Origin of the sequence: Sphingopyxis sp. LK2115 (assembly GCF_014595975.1) — a bacterium.
Classification (GTDB): Bacteria; Pseudomonadota; Alphaproteobacteria; order Sphingomonadales; family Sphingomonadaceae; genus Sphingopyxis.
In genome coordinates this window covers 76,957-97,852 of record NZ_JABWGQ010000060.1, presented here as the reverse complement: position 1 = coordinate 97,852, position 20,896 = coordinate 76,957, and the positions used below count along the sequence as shown (strand labels likewise).

Below are 20,896 nucleotides of genomic sequence, written 5' to 3'. Positions count from 1 at the left end.
ATTCCCGCGAAGGGGGGAATGACAAATGCTGGATATATCCGCTCGTCACGCAGGGCTGGATGAACCGTGATGGCTGGCTCATGCCGCCCTGCCCCGCGCCGAACCCGCCACCAGATTGGCCACCAGTTTCGGCAGGCTGTCATAGTTCGCGCCATGATATTGCGAATCCGACGGCAGCGCGTCTTTCAGGCGGCGATGCGCCTCTGCCAGCGAATGATAAGGCAGGCCCGGCAGCAAATGATGCAGCGCGTGATAGCGCAGGCCCACCGGCGCCCACAACTCGGGCAGCAGGCCCGGCGGCGGGACGTTGACGCTGTCGAGGAACTGGCCCGTCACCGTCAGCACCTCGCCGTCATTTTCCCAAAGATGCGCAACGAGCGTGCGGATCTGGTTGAGCACCAGGGTCGCGGCAGCAATCGCGCCGAAGATGGCGAGTGCGCGCAGCGGCACCCAGCCGAAAACACCCGCGGCGATCAGCAGCGTCGACCAGGCCCAGGCGCCGCCCTCCTGCCAGGCCCACATCCGGCGGAAATCGCCATCAGGCGCCTTGCGGCGAAACAGCGGGTTGATGATCATCCCCGAATAGCGTTCCACCACGATCTTGCGCAGCGGCGGAATCAGCAAGGACAGCGGGGTGAGCACCGCGTAGCGGAAAACCAGCGCGAGCGGCGCAAAGGCCGCGGCTACGACGAACAGCGGCACCGTCCACGGCTTCATCAGCGCGAGCGGCAGATATTCGGGATCCTCGACCGTGCCATATTTGGTGCGGTTGTGGTGCAGGCTGTGGATGCCCTCATACATGAAGGACGGGATCAGCAGCGGCACGCCGACAAGCAGGTTCCAAGCGAAACGGAACCCCGGCAGCGCGTTCTTGCGGATATGCGTGAGTTCGTGGATGAAACTGCCCGCGCGATACAGCGCGACGACGGCAATCGCCGCGGCAACCAGCGCCCATGCGATCGACGGCGCGAGGATCGCCGCCGCAATGCCGGCATAGCCGATGAAGGTCGAAGCGAGAAAATCGGTCCAATAGATGGGCGCGCTTGGCTGCACCAGATCGCGCGTCAGCTCTGACGCGGCGCGGATCATCGCCATATCGTCCGCGATGGCCGATTTGGGCGTCTTGGGCATCGATGGCGCGAAGGGGGTCGCGACCCGATCGGCGGGGGGATTGATCGTCGTCATAGCGGGTCCAAAACCATAGTTTCGTGGCAGCAAAATGGCCGAATCCGGGTCGCCAGCGCGCCTTTGATGCCCTAATGCCTCGCGTCAAATATAATGGCGTCTTTTCAGGAAACCAGTATGAGCGCGCACAACCAAGGCCCGGTTACGATCCATCCGGTCAAGGACAAGAATGACCTGCGCGAGTTCGTCGAGCTGGCATTCCGGCTCAATCGCGGCGATCCGGCGTGGGTGCCGCCGCTGAAGGGCGAGGTTTATGGCCTGCTTTCCCCCGGCAAGAATCCGTGGTTCGAACATGGCAAGGCGCAGTTTTTCCTTGCGCGTCGCAATGGCCGCACCGTCGGACGCATTTCGGCGCATATCGACGAACTGGCGCTGGCACAGCCCGTGGAACAGGGCATGGGTGCGGGCACGGGCAATTGGGGGTTGATCGAGGCCGAGGATGAAGAAAGCACCGCGGCGCTGATCGCCGCGGCCGAGGACTGGCTGCGCGCCCAGGGCATGACGCGCGCGCTCGGCCCGTTGTCGATTTCGATCTGGGACGAACCCGGCCTGCTGATCGAGGGGTTCGAGACGCCGCCGACGATCATGCTGGGCCACAACAGTCCGCTCTATCGCGGCTGGATCGAAGCCGCGGGTTATCGTCCGGTCAAGCAGCTGCGAAACTTCGCGGTCGACATCGCCGATGGCTTTCCGCCGCTGGTGAACCGCATCGTCGCCGCGGGCGAGAAAAACGAGCGCATCCGCATCCGCCGCGTCGACAAACGGCAGTTCGACGCCGAAGCGCGGCTGATCATGGGCATCCTCAACGATGCCTGGTCGGACAATTGGGGTTTCGTGCCGCTCACCGACAGCGAGATCGCCTATATCGGCAAAAAACTGAAGGATATCGTCTTCGAGGATCTGATCCGCGTCGCCGAACTCGACGGCGAGCCGGTGGCTTTCATGATCGTGCTGCCCGACATCAACCAGCTTCTCATCGACATGGACGGATCGCTGCTGCCCTTTAACTGGGCGCGGCTGCTCTGGTGGCTGCGCAAACCCAGGAGCCGGCGCCTGCGTGTGCCGTTGATGGGTGTGGTCAAAAAATTGCAGAACAGCCGAATGGCGAGCACGCTGGCCTTCATGATGATCGAGTTCATCCGCCGCGACGCGGTGCGCGATTATGGCGCCGAAGAGGGCGACATCGGCTGGGTTCTCGACGACAATCAGGGGATGAACGCGGTCGCCGCCGCGATCAATGCCCGCGTCAACCGCGTGTATCAGATTTACGACAAGATGCTGACCTGAAAATCAGGACAGCCGCACCCAGGTCGGCGCGTGGTCGCTCGCCTTTTCGCGGCCGCGATGATCCTTGTCGACGCCCGCATCGACCAGCCGGTCGGCAAGCGCCGGGCTGAGCAGCAGATGATCGATGCGAAACCCGTGGTCGCGCTGCCACGCCCCCGCCTGATAGTCCCAATAGGTCCAGACATGCCCCGCCGGATGACGGCTGCGCAGCGCGTCGGTCCAACCATCGCCAAGCAGGCGGAACCAGGCGTCGCGCGATTCGGGCTGCATCAGCGCGTCGGTCGCCATCGCGCGGGGATCCCAGACATCGTCGTCGTGCGGGATAACGTTGTAATCCCCGGCAAGAATCGTCGGCATTTCAGCTGCTAGCAGTGCCTTCGCGCGCTCGCGCAGCCGCGCCATCCAGCGCAGCTTGTAATCGAATTTCGGCCCCGGCTGCGGATTGCCGTTGGGAAGATATATCGACGCGACGCGGATGCCGTGAACGTCGGCCTCCAGATAACGCGACTGATCGTCCGCCTCCTCGCCCGCAAGGCCGCGCTGGACCTCGACGGGATTCGCCCCTCTCGCGAGGATCGCGACGCCATTAAAGCCTTTCTGCCCGTGATAGAGGAAGCCGTACCCCGCCGCCTCGATCTCCTGGGTCGGCATCGTGTCGTCGCTCGATTTCAGTTCCTGCAGGCAGGCGACGTCGGGCTGCGTTTGCTCGAGCCATTCGACGAGGCGCGGCAGGCGGGCCTTGATCCCGTTGATATTGAAGGTCGCGATTTTCATGCCCGCACCTATGCCAGCAAGCCGACAGCGATCACAGCCCCTTCGTCACCCTGAACCGGTGTCAGCGTCGATGGCCGAACCCTGTCCGCCAATGCTGCTCTTTTGGGAGGGCGCAGGCACTGGAAGCTGAAACGAGTTCAGCATGACGAAACAGGAAAGGTTATGCCTTAGATCGCGAAACTGGACCCGCAGCCGCAGCCTGAGGCCGCGTTGGGATTTTCGACCTTGAAGGACGATCCGCCGAGCGAATCGACGAAATCGACGGTGCAGCCGCGCACCAGGTCGATGCTGACCGGATCGACGACCAGCTTCACCCCGTCGGTTTCGGTGACGATGTCATCGGCGTCGATGCGTTCGGCGAGGCCGAAGCGATAGGTGAAGCCCGAACAACCGCCGCCGTCGACCGACAGGCGCAGCGCCGCCTGCGCTTCGCCCTTGCGGTCGGCAATCCAGCGGACGCGCGCCGCAGCGGCGGGCGACAGCGTGATGTCGGAAATCTGCGTGGCCATGGCGCCAAGATAGGGCGTCGCGCCCAAAAGAAAAGGGCGCCCCGGCATCAGCCGCGGCGCGCCCCTCCTCTCCGACCCAGGAAAGCTCTTGTTGGATTCTTATTCGGGTCCGCCCATCGCGACATTCTTGCCGGTGATCGCGGCGATCGCCATCTGGTCCGAACGAACGAAGGGCATCGGGTTGACCGGTGCGCCCTCGATGCGGACTTCATAATGGAGGTGGTTGCCGGTCGAGCGACCCGTCGAGCCGACATAACCGATGATTTCGCCCTTCTTCACCTGCTGACCGGGGCGCACGATAAAGGACGACATATGGCCGTAGCGCGTCTGTATCGCATGGCCATGTTCGATTTCGACATAATTGCCATAGCCGCCGAGGCGCTGGGCGCGGCCGACGATGCCGTCGGCAGTGGCATAGATCGGTGTGCCGTGCGGCGCCGGAATGTCGATGCCATTGTGGCGTGCAACCTTGCCGGTGATCGGGTGCACGCGCATCCCGTAAGAGGAGGAGAGCGACATCTGGTCGATCGGACGGCGCGAGGGCACCGCCACGCCGATCGAGGCCGTCAGCCCGGTGTCGAGACGTTTCCACGCCTGAAAGATCGCGCGCGCCTCGCTGTCCTCGCCGACCGAGGGCACGCCCGCGGCGAAGCTGTCGTCATCGGGTTCGTCGGGAACGACGATGCCTGCATCGGCACTGGTTTCGGCGGCGTGAACGGCCGGGGTGGCCGTTGCGAAACAGGCTGCTGCACAGAAAATTGCGACGTGATGCAACTTTTGCGCCAGTAGAATGTTAGTCAAAACAACGACCCCGCGTTTGCCATGTCGCCAAAGTCCGAAACTGGGCCTTGGTGCCGGTAACTTTGCTCTGGACGATTGCTCATCCCCCGCGGAAGCCTGTGTGCTGTCCCCATCCTTAGGAAGCAATAACGGCGTAGTATTCTTGCGTTAAACCGGCGCGAGCACGCGCCGAGTCGTTGAACGGCGGCTTCAAAGCCCCCCGAAACCGCGATTTCACGAGCGCCTGCCACGTTTCGACGGCGTTGAATCCCATTTCGTCGCACTTTTGCCGGAACCAGCCGGTGCCCGCGCGCACATGGCGGATTTCATCACTGTAAATGCGCGATAAAATCCTTGCCGACGCCTCATCGCCGACAGCGCGGAAGCGATCGACCGTCGCCGGGGTGACGTCCAGCCCGCGCGCTTCCAGCACCATCGGCACGATCGCAAGCCGCGCGAGGGCATCGTCGCGCGTCGCTTCGGCCGCTTCCCACAATCCGGCGTGCGCGGGCAAGTCGCCGTAAAAGCTGCCGAGCTGGCGCAGCCGCCGGTCGAGCAGCGCAAAGTGCATCGCCTCGTCGGCGGCGACGCCGATCCAGTCGTCGACGAAGCCGCGCGGAAATTCGCCGCCGAAACGCCCGATCAGGTCGATCGCGAGGTCGATCGCGACGAATTCGATATGCGCGAGCGCGTGCAGCATCGCGATGCGTCCGCGTTCCGACCCGCCCTTGCGGCGGCGCGGCATTTGCGCGGGTGCAAGCAGTTCGGGCCGCGCGGGCCAGGCGGGCCGGTCGGGCATCGGCACGTCGCAGCGGTGCGCAAGTTCGCCGCGCCGCCAGGCGCGCGCCAGGCTGCGCGCGGCGCGGCGCTTGCCGTGCGGGTCGGCGGTCAACAGCACCGCGCGCGCGGCTTCGCCAAGCGTAGTCATCAAAGCGCCTTCGCCGCCCCCAGCACCGCGTCGGCATGGCCCTTCACGCGCACCTTGCGCCATTCTTTCGCCAGCTTGCCGTCGCGGTCGAAGAGGAAGGTCGAACGTTCGATGCCCATATAGGTGCGGCCGTAATTCTGCTTTTCGACCCAGGTGCCAAAGGCTTCGCACACGGCGCCGTCCTCGTCCGACGCAAGGCGGACGGTCAGGCCATATTTGTCGCGGAACTTGCAGAGCTTTGCGGGCGCGTCGCGCGACACAGCGAGCAGCTGCGCGTTCAGATGCGCAAAATCGGGCGCGAGACGGGTGAAATCCTGCGCCTCGGTGGTGCAGCCCGGCGTATCGGCCTTGGGATAGAAATAGACGACCAGCGGCGCGCCCTTCATCGCGGCAAGGTCGATCGCCGCGCCGTCGGCGCTCAGAAGCTTTACATCGGGTATGGGGTCGCCGATCGCGATCATGGCTGTTCCTCCTGCTCAGCGGGGGCGGCGGGCCGAATCGCGGCCCACCAGGTCGCAATCTCCTGCCGCGCCGCGTCGTGCGCGGCAAGCAGCTGCGGCCAGCCGGGCTCGCCGCACTGGCTGGCGACCAGCTGACGCGCGGCGGCGGTCGCGGGTTCCCCGTCGGGCGCGGTGAGGCGCAGCATCACAAGCATCCGCGCAAGCAGGCCGTGCGCGTCGCAGATGGCCGGTGGCGCCAGCCCCTCGACCTTCATGCAGGCGAGCGCCGACCCGATATTGGGATCGTGGCAGCGCCCGGTCGCAAGCTGAATCACCTGCATCGCGAACTCCAGATCCACGAGCCCGCCGGGACCGCCCTTGATGTCGAGCGGCCCCTGCGCCGGCTTGTGCGCGGCGATCCTGTCGCGCATCGCCGCCGCGTCGTTCGCCACGGTATCGCGGTCGCGCGGCTGGGCGAGCAGATCGTCGATAATGCGTTGCAGCTCGGCGCGCGCCGCGTCCGATCCGTAAACCGGCCGCGCGCGCAGCAACGCCATATGCTCCCACGTCCACGCCTCCTCGCGCTGGTAGCGCGCAAAGCTGTCGAGCGTGACGACGAGCGGCCCCTGCGCGCCTTGCGGACGGAGGCGCGTGTCGACGTCATATAGCTTGCCCGCCGCGGTCGGCACCGACATCGCCGCGGTCACACGCTGTGCAAGGCGGTTGTAATAGGTCGTCGCGCCCAGCGGGCGCGGCCCGTCCGATTCGGCGAGATGATCGCCCGTGAAAAGATAGATAAGGTCGAGGTCGGAGGCGTGGGTGAGCGCACGCCCGCCGAGCCGCCCAAGCGCGAGCACGACCAGCTCGCTCCCCGGCACCCGCCCGTGCGCCTCGACAAATTCGGCGACGGTCGCGTCGGCAAGCACTTGCAACGCCGCTTCGGCCAGTTCCGAATAGCCGCAGGCGATGGCGAGCGGGTCGTTCGCCCCGGCGATCAGCTGGACCCCATAGGCAAAGCGCCGCTCGCCAACGCGATCGCGCACGCGGTCGAGCAAGCGTTCATAGTCGAGCCCTGCCAGTCCCGGCGCCCATTCGGCGAGCAGGTCGGCCTTGGTCGCGGGCGCCTCGAACGCCCGCTTGTCGATCAGCCCCTCGATCAGCTCGACGCGCGCGCCGAGCGCGTCGGCGAGCGTTGGCGCGAGCGAGAGGATGCGCGTCGCGATCTTCGCGAGTTGGGGCTGCGCCGCGAGCAGGTGAAAAAAGCCCACCGCGCTCGGCAGTCCCGCGACGAGCTTGTCGAAACGCATCAACGTCGCCTGCGGATCGGGCGCGGCGCCAATCGCGCGGACGAGTTCGGGCAGCACCGTTTCCAGCGCCTCGAGCGCCGCCGGGCTGCGCAGCGCGCGCAGCTTGCCGCCGCGCCACTCGGCAATCGTGCGAAGCGCCGCGTCGGGCGGATCAAACCCCGCGGCCGCCAGGTGGCCCGCCAGCGCGCCATCGTCGCGCGGCAGGCCAGTCGTCGCCGCGCGTTCGACGACCAGCCGGTCGTAACAGGCCGCAACGTCCGCGCTGACCGGTTCCAGCGCGGCGAGCAGCGCGGCGCCGTCGGCCAACCCGTCGAGGCGCGCAACGCCGTCCAGCGCCGCCGCCTGTATCGGCAAGCAATGCGTCTGCTGATCCTCGACCATCTGGAGCCGGTGCTCGATGCGGCGGAGCGTCGCATAATGGTCCGAAAGCCGCGCCGCGACATCGCTCTCGATCCGTCCCGCCGCGGCGAGCGCCGCGAGCGCATCGACCGTTGCGGGCGCGCGCAGCGACAGATCGCGACCGCCATAGATAAGCTGGTGGACCTGCGCAAAAAACTCGATCTCGCGGATGCCGCCGCGGCCGCGCTTCAGGTCATAGCCGGGGCCAAACGCCTGTCCCTGCGCGAAATGGTCGCGGATGCGGTCGCTCATCGCGCCGATTTCCTTCAGCTGCCGGAAATCGAGGCTGCGGCGCCAGATGAAGGGCTGGATCGCCGACAGGAAATGCCCCCCCAGTGCGCGATCGCCCGCCGAGGCGCGGCTGCGGATGAACGCCGCCTGCTCCCACGCCAGCGCTTCGGATTCATAATAGGAGATGGCGGCGCTTTCGGGCAGCACGATCGGCGTCACTTCGGGATGCGGGCGAAGGCGCAGGTCGACGCGCAGCACATGGCCGTCGGCGGTGCGCGCCGACAAAATCTCGACCATCCGCCGCGCAATCCGCACCGCCGCCTCGTCAGGGTCGTCGCGCGACCGGCGCGGCAGCGTTTCGGGGTCGAAGATCAGGATCGGGTCGATGTCCGACGAATAGTTGAGTTCGTGGCTGCCGAGCTTGCCGAGCGCGATCACCGACAGCCCGCGCGGTTCGGCGCCGGGCATGCGCTCGGCAAAGGCCGCGGCGAGCGCGGTATCGCAGGCGCGATCGGCGAAATCGGACAAGAGGCGCGTCGTCGTTCGCACATCATGCTCGCCCGACAGGTCGCCGAGCGCAAGCAGCAGCGCGATCCGCCCGCGCCACCGGCGAAGCGCGCGCATGATGTCGTCATCGACCGCGGGCGGCGCCACCGCGGCGAGCGCGGAATCGGTGCCATCGGCAAGGAAGCGCGCGATATCGTCGGGATTGAGCTGGGCCAGCCGCGCCAGAAACGGCGCGTGCGCCGTGAGCCGGTCAAGCGCCGATTGGCGGCTGGAAAGGTCGGGGATTGTCATCGAAAGCCGCTATCGCCCGCCGCTGATGCGGTAGCAACCCCTACCCCGTCGTGGCGGGCGAAGGGAAGCAATGACGAATTGGTTCGGTTCGGCCGGCCTCAGGCCGGGACCGTATTTTCGTCAAAGAACAAGACCTGCGAGATCGCCGCGCGCAGCGTCGCGGGCTGATAGGGCTTGGTCAGCAGGAAGGCCGGTTCGGGACGATCCCCGGTGAGCAGCCGTTCGGGAAAGGCGGTGATGAAGATGACGGGCAATTTCACATCCGACAGGATTTCCTGCACCGCTTCGATCCCCGAACTATTGTCGGCAAGCTGGATGTCGGCGAGCACAAGGCCCGGCTGGTGCTTCTGCGCTTCGGCGACCGCTTCGGCATGTGTGGTTGCGACGGCGACGACATCGTGCCCCAGGTCGCGGACGATCATTTCAATGTCCATCGCGATGATCGGTTCGTCCTCGATAATCAGGATGCGCGCACGCGTCTGGCGGTCGATTTCGTCGGTCGCATCGTCGATCAGCGCGCGCACCGCGTCGGCGTCGCGGCCAATGATGCGGCCGGTGTCCTCGACGCTGAAACCTTCGACCGCGGTGAGCAGCAAGGCCTGCCGCGCAAGCGAGGGAATGCGGCGCAGCCGCGCGTCGGCGATGGCCATGTCGCTCCGCCCCGCCTCGCCCTCGGGCGCGGCCCGATCGGCCATCAGGCCGAAATTGTCATGCACCATCCGGTATAGCTGGATGCGCAGATCGCCATCGGGATCGATCGCTTCGGGATGCGCGACAAGCGTTTCGAGCATTCGGGCCACAAGCGCATCGCCGTTTCGCTGGCTTCCGGAAATGGCCCGGCCATAGCGTCGCAGATAGGGAAGATGCGGCGCAATCGACTGACCCAATGACATAAATGACCTCCTGAAAGCCGCGCAGGCTGCGGACAGATTGTCCGAACCAGGGACAGATGGACGGCCCAATCCCCCCCGCGCATCCGACATATTTCAACTTGCGGGAACGATTTAGCGCGAAAATGGTTTCATGGGAAAGAAACAAACGCGCCATTGCTCTTTGGCGCGCGCGCCGTTAGCAAAAGGCCCCATGTCGAGCGGATGCATTTATAATGACGCCTAAAACCGGGTCGCCGCGTGGCGAGACAGCCGGTAAGGGCGCCGGTAAAAAACCGTCCATGAAGGGGACGGACGTCAATGGCGCTCTGCGCCGGGCCTATGAATCGACCGTCGAGGAGGCGATTCCGCAATCGCTGCTCGATCTGCTCGGCAAACTCGACTGATCAGACCCGGCGATAGCGCGCGGCGAATTCGGACTGAAAGGAAGCGAAGCCGCCGACGGCGATGGCATCGCGCATCGCCTGCATCAGATGCTGATAGAAATGGATATTATGCTGCGTCATCAGCATCGCGCCCAGCATTTCGCCAGCGCGGACAAGATGATGCAGATAGGCGCGCGACCAGGTCGTGCACACCGGACAGCCGCATGACGCATCGAGCGGCCCCCGATCCTCCGCGAACTTCGCGTTGCGGATATTGAGCGGACCGTCCCAGGTAAAGGCCTGCCCATTGCGTCCCGACCGCGTCGGCAGCACGCAATCGAACATGTCGACCCCGCGCGCGACCGCACCCACCAGATCGTCGGGCTTGCCGACGCCCATTAGGTAGCGCGGCTTGTCCGCGGGCAACTGGGCGGGCGCAAAGTCGAGCACCCCGAACATCGCTTCCTGCCCCTCGCCCACCGCGAGCCCGCCGATCGCATAGCCGTCGAAGCCGATGTCGATGAGCGCGGCCGCCGAGCGCGCGCGCAGTTTTTCGTCGAGCGACCCCTGCTGAATGCCGAACAAGGCCGACCGCGCCGCGTGATCCTCGCCGGCATCGAAGCCCGCGCGACTGCGCGCGGCCCAGCGCATCGAGCGCTCCATGCTCGCCTCGGCGCGCCGGGCGTCGACCCCGGCGGGCGGGCATTCGTCGAAAGCCATCACGATGTCGCTGCCGAGCAGCCGCTGGATTTCCATCGATCGTTCGGGGGTAAGCATGTGGCGCGATCCGTCGAGATGGCTCTTGAATGCGACGCCCTCTTCGCTCTGCCTGGTCAGCGCCGACAGGCTCATCACCTGATAACCGCCGCTGTCGGTCAGGATTGGGCGGTCCCAGCCCATGAAGGCGTGAAGCCCGCCGAGCCGCGCCATGCGCTCGGCCCCGGGACGCAACATCAGATGATAGGTGTTGCCAAGGATGATGTCGGCGCCCGCCGCGCGCACCTCGGCCGGGCGCATCGCCTTCACCGTTGCCGCCGTGCCGACGGGCATGAAGGCCGGGGTGCGGATTTCGCCACGCTGCATGACGATCGTGCCGGCGCGCGCGGCGCCGTCGGTCGCGGCAATGGAAAAGGCGAATCTTGTCGTCATGGCGCGCGCCTATGGCCGGGAAGCCGCGGAAAGTCGAGGGTGCCCCCAGCCTTCGCCGGGATGACGACGGGCGGGCCTGCTAATCCCGCGCGTGTTCGCTTGACGGCTCCTCAACGGCGGCCTTTGCCTTTTCCCTGGGTTTCTCCCTCTCGAAAATCTCGATCAGTTCCTTTTTGCGCGCGTCGGACAAACCCTTCGCCGCCGCGGGGAACATCACTTCCTCTTCCTCGTCGATGTGGTGGAGATAGCGGTCCTTCATCGTCCGGAAGCGCGTCAGCCAGCCGCTCGATCCAAAATCCATCTCATATAATTCGGTCAGGAAATCCTCGATCTCCTTGTGCTCGGCGACGCTGTGCTGCGCTTCGTCGCGCAGGTCGGGGTCGGCGAGCATCGTCGCATAGAGCGACATTTCCTCCGACGCGGCGTGCGCCGTCACTTCGACGCGGAACGCCTCGAACAGCGTGCGGCGCGCGTCGCTGTCGCCTTTCGTCGCGTCGATGCGGTCGAGCAATTCGCGGTGGCGGTCGTGGTCGGCCTTCAGCCGCGCGAAGATTTTGGTTTCAGCCATCGTCGTCTCCGTCCGTTGATCGGGTCGAAGACAGAACGAAGCGCCGCGCGTGCGGTTCCGGTCTCAGGCGGCTTTCCAGTCGCTCGTCGTTGTGAAGGCCGGCAGCGCGAGCGCGCTCGTCTGCTGCGTCGCGGCCGCGATCAGATAAGGCGAGACGCGGTGGCGGGTGCAAAGCCCGCCATTGCCGTCGCTCACCATCGTCTGTTCGAACTCGATCCCCTGCTGATGCTTCGTCGACCGGCGCACGGTCGCGGTGACCAGCTGCCCCTCGCCGAAATCGATGACGAAGCGCGTGCCGATGGGAACGTCCAGAATGCCCTCGATGAAGGCGCCGGTCGCCGACAGGTTGCGGATGACGACCGGATAGCGGTGATTGTCGTGAATCGCCGACACTTTGCGGAACATCGAAAAACGGCCGTTGCGCTGGCGCGCGGGGCCAGACGGCTTGATCGTCCACGTCCCTTCTTCGCCATGGCGGACGAGGTCGGCCGACGGCACCGGCTGGCTGTAGACATAGCCCTGAACATGGCTGACGTTAAGCTTGCGAACAAGTTCGAGCTGATCGAGCGATTCGATGCCCTCGGCGGTGGTTTCCATATCGAGCGCCTCGGCCAGCGCGACGATCGCCGCGATGATCGCGCCGTTGCGTGACCCCTTTTCGGTCGCGCCGCGTACGAAACTCTGGTCGATCTTGATCTTGTCGAACGGCGCCGATTGCAGGTAGCCGAGCGACGAATAACCGGTGCCGAAATCGTCGAGCGCAAGCCGCACCCCCAGCCCCTTCAGCGCGTTGAACATCCGGTTCGTTTCCGCGGTGTCGCCAAGGAAGACGCTTTCGGTGATTTCGAGTTCGAGCCGGTCGGGCGGCAATCCGCTCGCCGCAAGTGCCTTCGCGACGACCGCTGGCAGTTCGGGGTTCGCGAACTGGATCGGCGAAACATTGACTGCCACGCGCATGTCGGCAGGCCAGCTTGCGGCGTCCTCGCACGCCTTCCTCAGCACCCATTCGCCGAGCGGCCAGATCAGGTTGGCCTCTTCGGCGATCGGGATGAACAGCGCGGGCGATATGGCGCCGCGGTCGCGGTGCATCCAGCGGATCAGCGCCTCGACCCCGGTGACCATGTTCGTCCTGGTATTGACGACCGGCTGGTAAGCGAGCGCAATCTCCCCGCGCGCCAGCGCATCGCGCAGATCTTCCTCAAGCACCCTGCGGTCCTCGGCCGCCCGATGCAGGTCGCTCGAATAAAAGGCGAAGCGTCCGCGGCCATTGCCCTTGGCGGCATAGAGAGCGAGGTCGGCGTTGCGGACCAGATCGTCGCTGCTCTGCCCGTCGAACGGCGCGATCGCGATGCCGACGGAAGCGCCGATGATGCAGCGGCTGCCGTCCACCGAATAGGGTTGCGACAGGCTGGCGATGATGTCGGCCGCCATGTCGCCCAGCTTGCCGCGATCCTCCACGTCGGGAAGGATGATCTGGAACTCGTCGCCGCCGAGGCGGCTGACCATTTGCTTGTCGCCGACGATCTTGAGCAGCCGTTCGGCCACCTGTTTGAGCAGCGCGTCGCCCGCCGGGTGACCGAGCGTGTCGTTGACCTGTTTGAAACGATCAAGATCGAGCAGCATGATCGCGCACGGGCGCTGCTGCTGTGCAAAGGCGGCAAGCGTCGCGTCGAGCCTTTTCGAGATGTTGAAGCGGTTGGCGAGGCCGGTCAGCGAATCATAGAGCGCAAGCCGCGACGCATCCTCGGCGGAACGGCGCTGCGCGGTGATGTCGGTGCCGCTGCCCCGATAGCCCGTGAACTTGCCGCCGGCATCATATTGCGGCCGCCCCGATATCGCCCACCAGCGATCATCGCCCTCGAACGCGCCGCGGAGCGGCAGGTCGTCGAACTTCGACTGGCGCGTGAGCAGAAAGGGCAAGGTGCGCTGACGCTCGCCATGGCTGTCGGCGGCCAGGAACAAATCCGTAAAGGGGGTGCCGAGCAGCGCCGTCGCCGAACGTCCCATGGTCCGCGCCACCGGATCGGTGATATATGTCAGGCGTCCGTCAGTATCCGTCGACCAGAACCAGCCGCGCCCGCTTTCTTCGTAATTCTGGAGGAGGAGCAGCGCCTCACGCGTTTGCAGGTTCGCCGCGGCGTCGCCGCGCGGCCGCGCTGCGCGCGACCCGATCCGGCCAAAAAAACCGCGCTGCCCTTCGTCGGCGCGGTGATCGCCTTGATCCCCAGGCGCGATCCGCGATGGCATGTCCATCAGATAAACTCTTCGGTGTGGTGCCCAATCCGGCCGCTATGCCGACAATCCCTTGCCAGAGAGTAAATATCTAAGTGTTTGTTCCAAACCGCGACAGGAAGGAAAGTTTGCGGCCGTGTGGACCGTTATCCGCCGGCTCCAGCGGCTGCACGTCGCGCGCGAGCGGCGTCATCCCCGACAGGGTGGCGGGTGATGAGGAGACAGCATGTGCGAACCGTCAAGCAGCTTGCCAAAGCCGCGGGGGTCAGCGCCCGGACGCTGCATCATCATGATGCGGTGGGCCTGCTCAGGCCGGCGCATGTGGGCGCCAACGGCTATCGCTATTATGGGAAAGAGGAGCAGCTGCGGCGCCAGCAAATCCTCTTTTACCGCAAGCGCGCTATGCCGCTGGCGGAGATTGGCGCCGTGCTCGACGATCCCGCCTTCGACCTGCTCGCCGCGCCGCGCGGGCACCGCGCCGCGCTTCAGCGCCGGATCGCGCAGTATCAGGGCCTCGTCCAGCTACGCCGAACGGTCGCTTTGAGGCGGCAAAAGAAGGCTGGCGTCGCCATAGCTGTAGAAACGATATTCGGCGGCGATGGCATGGGCATAGGCCGCCTGCATCGTCTCCAGCCCCATCAGCGCGCTCACCAGCATGAAGAGCGTCGAGCGCGGCAGGTGGAAATTGGTCATCAGCCCGTCGATCGCCTTGAAACGATAGCCAGGGGTGATGAATATCGACGTGTCGCCCGCAAAGGATGCGATGGTGCCATCGTCGCGGGCGGCGCTTTCGAGCAGCCGCAGGCTGGTCGTTCCGACCGCGATCACCCGGCCGCCCGCGGCACGCAGCGCATTGAGCCGCGCCGCGGTGGCAGCGTCGATCCGCCCCCATTCGGCGTGCATGACATGATCATCGGTGTCGTCGGCCTTGACCGGCAGGAAGGTGCCTGCGCCGACATGGAGGGTCAGCGTCTCGGTCGCGATCCCGGCCGTCGCCAGCGCCGCAAGCAGTTCGGGGGTAAAATGCAGCGCCGCGGTCGGCGCCGCGACCGCGCCATCTTCGCGCGCGAACATCGTCTGGTAATCGACGCGGTCGGCCTCGTCGGCGCCGCGCTTGCCGGCGATATAGGGCGGCAGCGGCATCGTCCCCGCGCGTTCGAGCAGCAGCTCGACCGGCTCGTCGCCGGCAAAGGCGAGGACGAAGCTGCCGTCGGCCAGCCGTTCCTCGGCCAGCGCGGCGACTCCCGAACCGAAATCGATCGTCTCGCCGACGCGCAGCCGCTTGGCGTTGCGCACAAACGCCTGCCAGCGGCGCAGGTCGATGCGCTTGTGCAAGGTCGCGCCAATCTTCGCGTCGCCGCGACGCCCTTCGAGCTGCGCCGGAATCACGCGCGTGTCGTTGAACACCAGGCAGTCGCCGGGCCGCAGCCATTGCGGCAGGTTGCGGACCCCGGCATCGACGATTGCGCGGCCGTCGACAACCAGCATCCGCGCCGCATCGCGCGGGCGTGCGGGGCGGAGCGCGATGCGCTCGCTGGGCAGATCGAAATCGAAGGCATCGACGCGCATGGCGGTTCGCGCGCCCTTCCGCGATTATTGCGCGATCGGCGCGTTAAGCTCGTCGACGGTCACCTCAGCCGACGCCGCGGGCTGCGCTTCGGTGAGCATCGAGGCCGGCGGGACCGGCTTGTTGTCGGCGGCGACCGACACCTGGACCATGCGCGACATCACGGCGGGCGGCTCGCCCTTCTGAATCGCGTCGACATATTGCATCCCCGACACCACGCGGCCGAAGACGGTGTAGCGGCGGTCGAGCGAGAAGCGCGGCTGGAACATGATGAAGAACTGGCTGTTCGCGCTGTCCTCGCTCTGCGCGCGCGCCATCGACACCGTGCCGCGCAGGTGCGGAACGGCATTGAATTCGGCCTTGAGGTCGGGAAGCTGCGATCCGCCCTGCCCCGTCGCGGTCGGATCGCCCGTCTGCGCCATAAAGCCGTCGATCACGCGGTGAAACTTGACACCGTCATAAAAACCGGCGCGCGCGAGCTGCTTCACGCGCTCGACATGGTTCGGCGCGACATGGGGATAGAGCTGGATCACCACCCGGCCGCCGGTCGAAAGGTCGAGGTTGAGCATATATTCGGGGTTGTTCAGATATTGGTCGGGCGTCATCGCCGGGGCCGCGGGCGCTTCTGCCGCAGGCGCTGCCTCGCCCGTCGCGGCGGGCGGCGACGCGTCCTGCGCCACCGCCGCAGTCGCCAGACCGAACGCCATCGCCGTGAAAATCATGGGGCGGAAGAAAAATGTCATGCTGGATCGGCCTCTTGGATAATCGGATCATGCGCCCCGTCGGGCGTTCCCCTAGCGGGAAAAATATGAACGCTCAATGATTGGCGTCAATCTTCGCCCTGACGCAATCCGCGTTCGGCGATGCGCGCGACAACCGCGTCGCAGACAGCAGGCGTCACGAATTTGTGGATCTCGCCGCCGAAGATCGCGATTTCCTTGACCAGCCGCGAAGCGATGGGCTGCAAGCAGACGTCGGCCATCAGGAAGACCGTTTCGATACGGTCGTTAAGCTGCTGGTTCATGCCCGCCATCTGATATTCATATTCAAAGTCGGCGACCGCGCGCAGTCCCCGGACGATGACCGTCGCGCCCTCGCGCGTCGCAAAGTCCATCAGCAGCGAGTTGAAACCGACGACCTGAATGTCGCCCTCGATCGACGCCACCTCGCGTTTCACCATCGCGATGCGTTCGTCATCGTCAAACATCGGCGATTTGGTGATGTTGGTCGTCACCCCGATCACCAGCCGGTCGACCAGCTTGGCCCCGCGCCGGATGATGTCCATATGGCCGAGCGTGATCGGATCGAACGTCCCCGGATAAACTCCCACCCGCATTATCGGTCCCTTTCCACGACATAGCGCGCGATCGCGCGAAGCAGGGCCGCTTCCTCGCCAAAGCCGCCGAGATGGGCGATCGCCTGTTCGACGAGCAATGTCGCCTGGTCGCGCGCACGTTCGAGTCCCATCAGCGTCACAAAGGTCGCCTTGCCCGCGGCTTCATCCTTGTGCAGCGCCTTGCCCGCCAGCGCCTCGTCGCCCTCGACATCCATGATGTCGTCGGCGATCTGGAACGCGAGGCCGATGTCGCGCGCATAGCCGCGCAGCGGTCGGCGGCCCTCGACCGGGATGCGCGCCAGGATCGCCCCCGCCTCGACCGAAAAGGCGATCAGCGCGCCTGTCTTGAGCTGTTGCAGCCGCGTCACCGTCGGCAGGTCGAAATCCGCGGTTTCGGCGGCCAGATCCATCATCTGCCCGCCCGCCATTCCTCCCGGACCCGCGGCGCGCGCGAGTTCGCAGCACAGCTCGCCGCGCACGAAGGGATCGGCGCTCGTCGCCGGGTCGCACAGCCATTCAAAGGCCAGCGCGTGAAGCGAATCGCCCGCCAGCACCGCGGTCGCTTCGCCATAGGCCCGGTGCACCGTGGGCTTGCCGCGGCGCATATCGTCATCGTCCATGCACGGCAGATCGTCGTGGATCAGCGAATAGACGTGCATTGCCTCGACCGCTGCGCCGACGCGCAGCGTCAGCGCCCGGTCGACGTGGAACAGGTCGCCGGCGGCGCGCACCAGCAGAGGACGCAATCTTTTGCCCCCCGCAATCGCCGCATAGCGCATCGCTTCGTACAGCGGCCCGCGCGGGTCGGCGGGGACGGCAAGCCATTTGTCGAACAGCGCGTCGATGCCCTCGGCGACTTCGGCCTGGGTCGCGCGGAGCAGCGTGGCGCCGCGCGCATTTTCGCCGCCTGCCGACGCCACGACCGCTCAGCCCTCGCCGAAAGGCGTGGTTCCCGCCGGCCGACCATCGGCGGCCAGGCTGACCTGCTCGATCCGTGCCTGCGCCGCGGCAAGCCGCGCCTCGCAATGGCTGCGCAGCGCGTGGCCGCGCTCATAGAGGCTGACCGATTCCTCCAGGCTGACGTCGCCGCTTTCGAGCCGCCGGACGATCGTTTCAAGCTCGCCCATCGCGGCTTCGAACGACAGCGCGGCAATATCGGAAAGGGCAGCGGTTTCGGTGGTGTCCGTCATGCCACAGCTTTGGCCTCTTCGCCCCCTCTCGGTCAAGGGCGGCGAGTCGCTGCCCCCGATGATCGCCGTGGGTCCAGTCGCCCCCGATCCTGTTGCAGCCGCATCCGCTTGGGGGGGGGAGCTGCCGTCGCGCAATCGCGATTCCGCTTTTTGCAATTGCATCGGCGCACCGCGCGAGTCATGCTGCACCGCACAATATGAGAGGGGCTCGAAGGCAAGTTTTGTTCCATCAACAAGGACTTGCACCATGAAAACCATCATCCTCCCCGCCCTCGGCCTGCTCGCGCTGGCGCCCACCGCGGCGCTGGCCAAGGACGAAGCGGTCAAGCGTTTCCAGCATGATGGCGCCACCTACAGCTACACCGTCACCCAGGTCGGCGGCACGCGCGTGATCAAAGGCATCGAGGAACGCACCGGCAAGCCGTTCGTGCTGCGCGTCGGCGCGCATCGCGTTCGCGGCACCGTGGGGTCGCAGCAGGTGAGCTTCCCGCTCCGCGAGGTCGAGCCGCTGGCGACCGACAGGACCCGGCTCGCTTCGCGCTGACATCGCTCTGCCACGGCAGGCCCCGGTCGCCCAAAAAGGCGATATGGGGTCTGTTCGTTTCGCGCGCGTGCCGCTAAAGGCGCGCCATGACTCAGCCAGCGCCCGCCATCACCCCCGAAATCGTCGCCGAGCACGGGCTTTCGCCACAAGAATATGAGCGCATCGTCGCCGCGATCGGGCGCGAACCGAATCTCGTCGAACTCGGCATCTTCTCGGTCATGTGGTCCGAGCATTGCAGCTACAAAAGCTCGCGCATTCACCTCAAGAAACTGCCGACCGAGGCGCCGTGGGTGATCTGCGGCCCCGGCGAAAATGCGGGGGTCATCGACATCGGCGAAGGGCCGGACGGCAAGAAGCTCGCCGCCATCTTCAAGATGGAGAGCCACAACCACCCAAGCTACATCGAGCCCTATCAGGGCGCGGCCACGGGCGTCGGCGGCATCCTGCGCGACGTTTTCACCATGGGCGCGCGACCGGTTGCCAATCTCAACGCGCTGCGCTTTGGCCGTCCCGACCATCCGAAGATGCGCCACCTGATCGCCGGCGTCGTCCACGGCATCGGGGGCTATGGCAATTGCGTCGGCGTGCCGACGGTCGGCGGCGAAGTCAATTTCCACAAGGCCTATGACGGCAATATCCTCGTCAACGCGATGACCGTCGGCGTCGCCGAACAGGACAGGATCTTCTATTCGGCCGCATCCGGCGTCGGCAATCCGATCGTCTATGTCGGTTCGAAAACCGGGCGCGACGGCATCCACGGCGCGACGATGGCGTCGGCCGACTTCGGCGAAGATGCCGAAGAAAAGCGCCCGACGGTGCAGGTCGGCGACCCCTTTACCGAAAAGCTGCTGATCGAAGCGTGCCTCGAACTGATGGCGTCGGACGCGATCGTCGCGATCCAGGACATGGGCGCCGCGGGGCTGACCAGCTCGTCGGTCGAGATGGCGTCGAAGGGCGGTGTCGGCATCCACCTCAGGATGGACGACGTGCCGCAGCGCGAAACCGGCATGACCGCCTATGAGATGATGCTGTCGGAAAGCCAGGAACGCATGCTCATGGTCCTGAAGCCCGGCAAGGAAGAGTTTGCGAAGGCGATCTTCAAAAAATGGGAGCTCGACTTCGCGGTCATCGGCACCGTCACCGATACCGGGCGCATGGTGCTCGAACACGGGGGGGAGATCGTCTGCGACATTCCGCTCGCCCCGCTCGCCGACGACGCACCGCTTTATGACCGGCCGCACGTCCCGACCCCGAAGCGGGCGCCGTTGACCGATGTGCCCGAAACGAAGGACGTCGCCGCCGACCTCAAGACCTTGATGGGTTCCCCCGACATCGCCAGCCGCCGCTGGATCTGGGAACAATATGACAGCCAGGTCGGCGCCGACACGGTGCAGACCGGCGGCGACGCCGCGCTCGTCCGCATCCACGGGACGAACCGCGCGCTCGCCATGTCGACCGACTGCACCCCGCGCTATTGCCATGCCGACCCGGTCGAGGGCGGTCGCCAGGCGGTCGCGGAAACCTGGCGCAACATCACCGCGGTCGGCGCGACGCCGCTCGCGATCACAAACTGCCTCAATTTCGCCAATCCGCAGCGCCCCGAAATAATGGGACAGATCGTCGGCTGTCTGGAGGGCATGGCAGAGGCGTGCCGCGCGCTCGACTATCCGATCGTGTCAGGCAATGTCAGCCTCTATAATGAAAGCAAGGCGACCGGCGGCGGCAGCGCGATCCTGCCAACCCCCGCGATTGGCGGCGTTGGCGTGATCGACGATCTGACCAGGGCGGTCGGCATCGGTTTCAGGCGCACGGGCGACATCGTCCTCGCGGTCGGCGAACGCATGGGCCATCTTGGCCAGTCGATCTGGCTGCGCGAAATCCACGGCCGCGAGGAAGGCCCGCCGCCGCCTGTCGATCTGCGCGCCGAAAAGCGCACAGGCGATTTCATCCGCAAGAGCATCAACCAAGGCTGGATCACCGCCTGCCACGACGTCTCCGATGGCGGCGTCGCCGTCGCGCTCGCCGAAATGGCGCTCGCATCGAACATCGGCGTGCTGGTCAGCGAAGAACAGCCCTTCGGCATCGCCGAAAGCTTTTTCGGCGAGGATCAGGGCCTGTATCTCGTCACCGTGTGCGACACCTGCCTTGCCGATTTCCTCGATGCCGCGAACCGTGCCGACGTGCCGGTCGACCCGCTGGGCCGCACGATCAAGGATCGCATCGTCTTTGAATTGCCCGACAGCGACCACCAGGTAACGCTTGCCGAAATGCGCGCGGCGCACGAAGGCTTTTTCCCGAAGCTGATGGGCGCCGACGCGGCGTTGGCGTGAGCGTCGCGGGGGCCCGAAACGCTGGCCAATCCGTCATAAACCATTCGCCCTGAGCTTGTCCAAGGGCCGTTCTGTCTTTAGCCATTG

At 65.8% G+C, this 20,896-nt stretch carries 20 protein-coding genes and 1 pseudogene; 5 read left to right on the top strand and 16 right to left on the bottom strand.

Going from position 1 to position 20,896, the window contains the following annotated elements; all coding sequences use genetic code 11:
* Positions 1–78: 78 nt before the first annotated feature.
* Complete coding sequence (locus HUW43_RS14640; protein ID WP_188238092.1) at positions 79–1,185, bottom strand: fatty acid desaturase family protein; 1,107 nt, start codon at positions 1,183–1,185, stop codon at positions 79–81.
* A gap of 117 nt (positions 1,186–1,302) precedes the next feature.
* On the opposite strand from HUW43_RS14640, the gene HUW43_RS14635 reads away from it, so the two are divergent.
* Complete coding sequence (locus HUW43_RS14635; RefSeq protein ID WP_188238091.1) at positions 1,303–2,472, top strand: N-acetyltransferase; 1,170 nt, start codon at positions 1,303–1,305, stop codon at positions 2,470–2,472.
* Positions 2,473–2,475: 3 nt separating this feature from the next.
* On the opposite strand, the gene xth is transcribed toward HUW43_RS14635, so the two are convergent.
* From xth to HUW43_RS14600, 7 genes are all read right to left on the bottom strand, one after another.
* Complete coding sequence (gene xth / locus HUW43_RS14630; RefSeq protein ID WP_188238090.1) at positions 2,476–3,246, bottom strand: exodeoxyribonuclease III; 771 nt, start codon at positions 3,244–3,246, stop codon at positions 2,476–2,478.
* 167 nt (positions 3,247–3,413) lie between these two features.
* Positions 3,414–3,755, bottom strand: coding sequence for an iron-sulfur cluster insertion protein ErpA (gene erpA / locus HUW43_RS14625; protein ID WP_188238240.1), 342 nt, complete (start codon positions 3,753–3,755; stop codon positions 3,414–3,416).
* Positions 3,756–3,854: 99 nt separating this feature from the next.
* A complete protein-coding gene (locus HUW43_RS14620) occupies positions 3,855–4,529 on the bottom strand; it encodes a M23 family metallopeptidase (RefSeq protein WP_223181562.1) in 675 nt (224 codons plus the stop codon).
* A 142-nt stretch (positions 4,530–4,671) separates the two neighbouring features.
* A complete protein-coding gene (locus HUW43_RS14615) occupies positions 4,672–5,463 on the bottom strand; it encodes a ferritin-like domain-containing protein (protein WP_188238088.1) in 792 nt (263 codons plus the stop codon).
* Positions 5,463–5,924 (bottom strand): peroxiredoxin, encoded by a 462-nt coding sequence (locus HUW43_RS14610; RefSeq protein WP_188238087.1) that lies wholly within the window; start codon positions 5,922–5,924, stop codon positions 5,463–5,465. The genes HUW43_RS14615 and HUW43_RS14610 overlap by 1 nt, the downstream gene beginning before the upstream one ends.
* Positions 5,921–8,638 carry a bifunctional [glutamine synthetase] adenylyltransferase/[glutamine synthetase]-adenylyl-L-tyrosine phosphorylase gene (locus tag HUW43_RS14605; RefSeq protein WP_188238086.1) on the bottom strand — a complete coding sequence of 906 codons (2,718 nt, stop codon included), beginning with the start codon at positions 8,636–8,638 and terminating at the stop codon, positions 5,921–5,923. Before HUW43_RS14605 ends, HUW43_RS14610 begins: the two co-directional genes overlap by 4 nt.
* Positions 8,639–8,736: 98 nt before the next feature.
* Positions 8,737–9,531: a response regulator gene (locus HUW43_RS14600; protein WP_188238085.1), complete on the bottom strand. Its 795-nt coding sequence runs from the start codon at positions 9,529–9,531 to the stop codon at positions 8,737–8,739.
* 278 nt (positions 9,532–9,809) lie between these two features.
* Between HUW43_RS14600 and HUW43_RS14595 the strand changes: the two genes are divergently transcribed.
* Positions 9,810–9,914 (top strand): NepR family anti-sigma factor, encoded by a 105-nt coding sequence (locus HUW43_RS14595; protein WP_188238084.1) that lies wholly within the window; start codon positions 9,810–9,812, stop codon positions 9,912–9,914.
* Here the strand turns inward: HUW43_RS14595 and tgt are convergent, their stop codons facing one another.
* From tgt to HUW43_RS14580, 3 genes are all read right to left on the bottom strand, one after another.
* Positions 9,915–11,042 carry a tRNA guanosine(34) transglycosylase Tgt gene (gene tgt / locus HUW43_RS14590; RefSeq protein WP_188238083.1) on the bottom strand — a complete coding sequence of 376 codons (1,128 nt, stop codon included), beginning with the start codon at positions 11,040–11,042 and terminating at the stop codon, positions 9,915–9,917.
* 79 nt (positions 11,043–11,121) lie between these two features.
* Positions 11,122–11,610, bottom strand: a complete 489-nt coding sequence (locus HUW43_RS14585; RefSeq protein WP_188238082.1) for a hemerythrin domain-containing protein — start codon at positions 11,608–11,610, stop codon at positions 11,122–11,124.
* Positions 11,611–11,673: 63 nt separating this feature from the next.
* A complete protein-coding gene (locus HUW43_RS14580) occupies positions 11,674–13,863 on the bottom strand; it encodes an EAL domain-containing protein (RefSeq protein WP_188238081.1) in 2,190 nt (729 codons plus the stop codon).
* A 192-nt stretch (positions 13,864–14,055) separates the two neighbouring features.
* Here HUW43_RS14580 and HUW43_RS16040 point away from each other — a divergent pair.
* Positions 14,056–14,217: pseudogene (locus HUW43_RS16040) on the top strand (MerR family DNA-binding transcriptional regulator); the annotation flags it as partial.
* A gap of 147 nt (positions 14,218–14,364) precedes the next feature.
* On the opposite strand, the gene queA reads toward HUW43_RS16040, so the two are convergent.
* The 5 genes from queA to HUW43_RS14550 form a co-directional block, all read right to left on the bottom strand.
* Positions 14,365–15,411, bottom strand: a complete 1,047-nt coding sequence (gene queA / locus HUW43_RS14570) for a tRNA preQ1(34) S-adenosylmethionine ribosyltransferase-isomerase QueA (RefSeq protein WP_188238080.1) — start codon at positions 15,409–15,411, stop codon at positions 14,365–14,367.
* A 24-nt stretch (positions 15,412–15,435) separates the two neighbouring features.
* Complete coding sequence (locus HUW43_RS14565) at positions 15,436–16,152, bottom strand: peptidylprolyl isomerase (protein WP_188238079.1); 717 nt, start codon at positions 16,150–16,152, stop codon at positions 15,436–15,438.
* An 86-nt stretch (positions 16,153–16,238) separates the two neighbouring features.
* Positions 16,239–16,745, bottom strand: a complete 507-nt coding sequence (coaD, locus tag HUW43_RS14560) for a pantetheine-phosphate adenylyltransferase (protein ID WP_188238078.1) — start codon at positions 16,743–16,745, stop codon at positions 16,239–16,241.
* Positions 16,745–17,665: a polyprenyl synthetase family protein gene (locus HUW43_RS14555; RefSeq protein WP_188238077.1), complete on the bottom strand. Its 921-nt coding sequence runs from the start codon at positions 17,663–17,665 to the stop codon at positions 16,745–16,747. The genes coaD and HUW43_RS14555 overlap by 1 nt, the downstream gene beginning before the upstream one ends.
* 6 nt (positions 17,666–17,671) lie before the next feature.
* On the bottom strand, positions 17,672–17,935 hold the full coding sequence (locus HUW43_RS14550; protein ID WP_188238076.1) for an exodeoxyribonuclease VII small subunit: 264 nt from the start codon (positions 17,933–17,935) through the stop codon (positions 17,672–17,674).
* Positions 17,936–18,182: 247 nt separating this feature from the next.
* Between HUW43_RS14550 and HUW43_RS14545 the strand changes: the two genes are divergently transcribed.
* Together HUW43_RS14545 and purL are read left to right on the top strand one after the other, a co-directional pair.
* Positions 18,183–18,479, top strand: coding sequence for a hypothetical protein (locus tag HUW43_RS14545; RefSeq protein WP_188238075.1), 297 nt, complete (start codon positions 18,183–18,185; stop codon positions 18,477–18,479).
* Positions 18,480–18,565: 86 nt separating this feature from the next.
* A complete protein-coding gene (gene purL, locus HUW43_RS14540) occupies positions 18,566–20,809 on the top strand; it encodes a phosphoribosylformylglycinamidine synthase subunit PurL (protein WP_188238074.1) in 2,244 nt (747 codons plus the stop codon).
* The last annotated feature ends 87 nt before the right edge of the window (positions 20,810–20,896 follow it).